Origin of the sequence: Sinorhizobium sp. 6-70, from assembly GCF_030124375.1 — a bacterium.
Taxonomy (GTDB): Bacteria; Pseudomonadota; Alphaproteobacteria; order Rhizobiales; family Rhizobiaceae; genus Sinorhizobium.
On the sequence record NZ_JASKLS010000030.1, the window covers coordinates 2,501 to 6,488 of the forward strand.

General features: G+C 55.0%; 1 tRNA gene and 2 rRNA genes. All 3 read left to right on the forward strand.

The annotated features are described in order from the left end of the window. The first annotated feature begins 254 nt into the window (after positions 1 to 254). Positions 255 to 3,194 (forward strand): 23S ribosomal RNA (locus QN222_RS30155). Between the two features lie 356 nt (positions 3,195 to 3,550). Further along, positions 3,551 to 3,665: ribosomal RNA gene (gene rrf, locus QN222_RS30160) — 5S ribosomal RNA — on the forward strand. Between the two features lie 149 nt (positions 3,666 to 3,814). Further along, a tRNA-Met gene (locus tag QN222_RS30165) sits at positions 3,815 to 3,891 on the forward strand. The last annotated feature ends 97 nt before the right edge of the window (positions 3,892 to 3,988 follow it).

Genomic DNA, 3,988 nt, shown 5'->3' on the forward strand with positions numbered 1-3,988 from the left:
ATGTTGCCTGACCGCGCATCACCGGACAGATCTCGAGAAGCTGGTCTTAAGATACGGCCTCGGAATTGCTCGGCGTAATTCCAATTTTATTGCACTCAAGCCTTCCGCAAAATCCAAGATTTTGCGGGGTTGAGTGTTGAGGACCGTATCGAACACGTCGATGGCATCTGAATTTGGATTGGGTTGTAAAAGGTAACCCTTTCCGCCGCGTCCCTTCGGGACGACGGCTAAGGATGAGCATTGGCAATGAGAACGATCAAGTGTCAAAAGGGCATTTGGTGGATGCCTTGGCATGCACAGGCGATGAAGGACGTGATACGCTGCGATAAGCCGTGGGGAGCTGCGAATGAGCTTTGATCCATGGATCTCCGAATGGGGCAACCCACCTTAAATACTTGGAAAATCATTTTGGTTGTCGGACCGTAGGTCCGACGATACGGCGAACGATCGCCGACGGCCTTTGGCCTTGCGGTGCTTCGCACCGAGCGCGTTTCCCTCGCGGGGGACGGAGTTCGAAGCGAAGCTTCGCAAGCGCAAAGCGCGTCGCCGGTCGTCCGGCGTTAAAGAACCAAAATGGTTTCCAAGTATTGTTAAAAGGTATCTTATTCTGAATACATAGGGATAAGAAGCGAACGCAGGGAACTGAAACATCTAAGTACCTGCAGGAAAGGACATCAACCGAGACTCCGCAAGTAGTGGCGAGCGAACGCGGACCAGGCCAGTGGCAATGAGGAATGAAGTGGAACGACTTGGAAAGGTCGGCCGTAGAGGGTGATAGCCCCTTACACGTAGAACACTCATTGTCCTTGAGTAAGGCGGGACACGAGAAATCCTGTCTGAACATGGGGAGACCACTCTCCAAGCCTAAGTACTCGTGCATGACCGATAGCGAACAAGTACCGTGAGGGAAAGGTGAAAAGCACCCCGACAAGGGGAGTGAAATAGAACCTGAAACCGGATGCCTACAAACAGTCGGAGCCCGCAAGGGTGACGGCGTACCTTTTGTATAATGGGTCAACGACTTAGTGTGACATGCAAGCTTAAGCCGATAGGTGAAGGCGCAGCGAAAGCGAGTCTGAATAGGGCGTTTAGTATGTCGCATTAGACCCGAAACCGAGTGATCTAGCCATGAGCAGGTTGAAGGTTGGGTAACACCAACTGGAGGACCGAACCCGCATCTGTTGCAATAGATTGGGATGACTTGTGGCTAGGGGTGAAAGGCCAATCAAACTCGGAAATAGCTGGTTCTCCGCGAAATCTATTTAGGTAGAGCGTCGACCGAATACCCCCGGGGGTAGAGCACTGGATGGGCTATGGGGACTCACCGTCTTACTGATCCTAACCAAACTCCGAATACCGGGGAGTACTAGTCGGCAGACACACGGCGGGTGCTAACGTCCGTCGTGAAAAGGGCAACAACCCTGACCTCCAGCTAAGGTCCCCAAGTCATGGCTAAGTGGGAAAGGATGTGAGGATCCCAAAACAACCAGGATGTTGGCTTAGAAGCAGCCATCATTTAAAGAAAGCGTAACAGCTCACTGGTCTAAATAAGGGTCTTTGCGCCGAAAATGTAACGGGGCTAAAGCCATGCACCGAAGCTGAGGATTTGCGCAAGCAAGTGGTAGCGGAGCGTTCCGTAAGCCTGTGAAGGGATACCCGTGAGGGGTCCTGGAGGTATCGGAAGTGCGAATGTTGACATGAGTAACGATAAAGAGGGTGAGAGACCCTCTCGCCGAAAGACCAAGGGTTCCTGCTTAAAGTTAATCTGAGCAGGGTTAGCCGGCCCCTAAGACGAGGCGGACACGCGTAGTCGATGGGAACCACGTTAATATTCGTGGGCCTGGTGGTAGTGACGGATCGCTTAACTTGTCTGGACTTATTGGATTGTCCAGGCCTGGACGCGGTCCCGGGAAATAGCTCCACCGTATAGACCGTACCCGAAACCGACACAGGTGGTCAGGTAGAGTATACCAAGGCGCTTGAGAGAACTGCGTTGAAGGAACTCGGCAAATTGCACGCGTAACTTCGGAAGAAGCGTGACCTCATTGTGGGCAACCATGATGGGGTGGCACAGACCAGGGGGTAGCGACTGTTTATCAAAAACACAGGGCTCTGCGAAGTCGCAAGACGACGTATAGGGTCTGACGCCTGCCCGGTGCTGGAAGGTTAAGAGGAGGGGTGCAAGCTCTGAATCGAAGCCCCAGTAAACGGCGGCCGTAACTATAACGGTCCTAAGGTAGCGAAATTCCTTGTCGGGTAAGTTCCGACCTGCACGAATGGCGTAACGACTTCCCCGCTGTCTCCAACGCAGACTCAGTGAAATTGAATTCCCCGTGAAGATGCGGGGTTCCTGCGGTCAGACGGAAAGACCCCGTGCACCTTTACTATAGCTTTACACTGGCATTCGTGTCGGCATGTGTAGGATAGGTGGTAGGCTTTGAAGCAGGGACGCCAGTTCCTGTGGAGCCATCCTTGAAATACCACCCTTATCGTCATGGATGTCTAACCGCGGTCCGTCATCCGGATCCGGGACAGTGTATGGTGGGTAGTTTGACTGGGGCGGTCGCCTCCGAAAGAGTAACGGAGGCGCGCGATGGTGGGCTCAGAGCGGTCGGAAATCGCTCGTCGAGTGCAATGGCATAAGCCCGCCTGACTGCGAGACTGACAAGTCGAGCAGAGACGAAAGTCGGTCATAGTGATCCGGTGGTCCCGCGTGGAAGGGCCATCGCTCAACGGATAAAAGGTACGCCGGGGATAACAGGCTGATGACCCCCAAGAGTCCATATCGACGGGGTTGTTTGGCACCTCGATGTCGGCTCATCGCATCCTGGGGCTGGAGCAGGTCCCAAGGGTTTGGCTGTTCGCCAATTAAAGCGGTACGTGAGCTGGGTTCAGAACGTCGTGAGACAGTTCGGTCCCTATCTGCCGTGGGTGTAGGAATATTGACAGGATCTGTCCCTAGTACGAGAGGACCGGGATGGACATATCTCTGGTGGACCTGTTGTCCTGCCAAGGGCATAGCAGGGTAGCTATATATGGAAGGGATAACCGCTGAAGGCATCTAAGCGGGAAACCCACCTGAAAACGAGTATTCCCTTGAGAACCGTGGAAGACGACCACGTTGATAGGCCGGGTGTGGAAGTGCGGCAACGCATGAAGCTTACCGGTACTAATCGTTCGATCGGCTTGATCGTTCCCATTGCTTATGCTCATCGAAGATGAGCATCATTCTTCTGTCCTCACGCGCCAAAGGCGCTGCGGACGGCGCGCCGGACCACCGGCGGCTCGGCTCTGCCGGCTGCTGGAATTGTCCGGATAAGACGCAAAGACGTGTTCAAAACGAAGCAATCGCTTCACCAGCTTCTCGATTAAAGTTTGCCATGCCATGCATGTGAAACTTGCTCTAGGCCACGCAGCCTCCTTAACCAGAGGGTGCCGTATGGCCAGCGCGGCTGCCCTTCGAGCGACCAGCGAGAAGGATAAGCTTAGCCGCGCCAGCAAAGAGCAAGATTGAGCCTGCATCGCAAGGCTCACGCTTGCGCTTTGCCGACCTGGTGGTTCTGGCGGGGTGGCTGCACCCGTTCCCATTCCGAACACGGCCGTGAAACGCCCCAGCGCCGATGGTACTTCGTCTTAAGACGCGGGAGAGTAGGTCGCTGCCAGGTCTGCAAAACGCAAGCAATGCCGCTCCCCTTCGAGGCAAGGCCGAGAAGGACAAGGCGGCGGCAATAAAAAGATCGTCTTCTCTTCACGCACTCGGCCCAAGCCGAAACAAACGGGCCGCTTCAACGCGGCCCTTATGCTTTGAAAATAACGCGGGGTGGAGCAGCCCGGTAGCTCGTCAGGCTCATAACCTGAAGGCCGCAGGTTCAAATCCTGCCCCCGCAACCAGATCACAAAAGCCCCCGACGTCGCAAGACGCGGGGGCTTTTTGCATCCGCCAGCCGCCGACAGACCCCCATCGGCTGGCCCAGCCGCGGCCCCACGC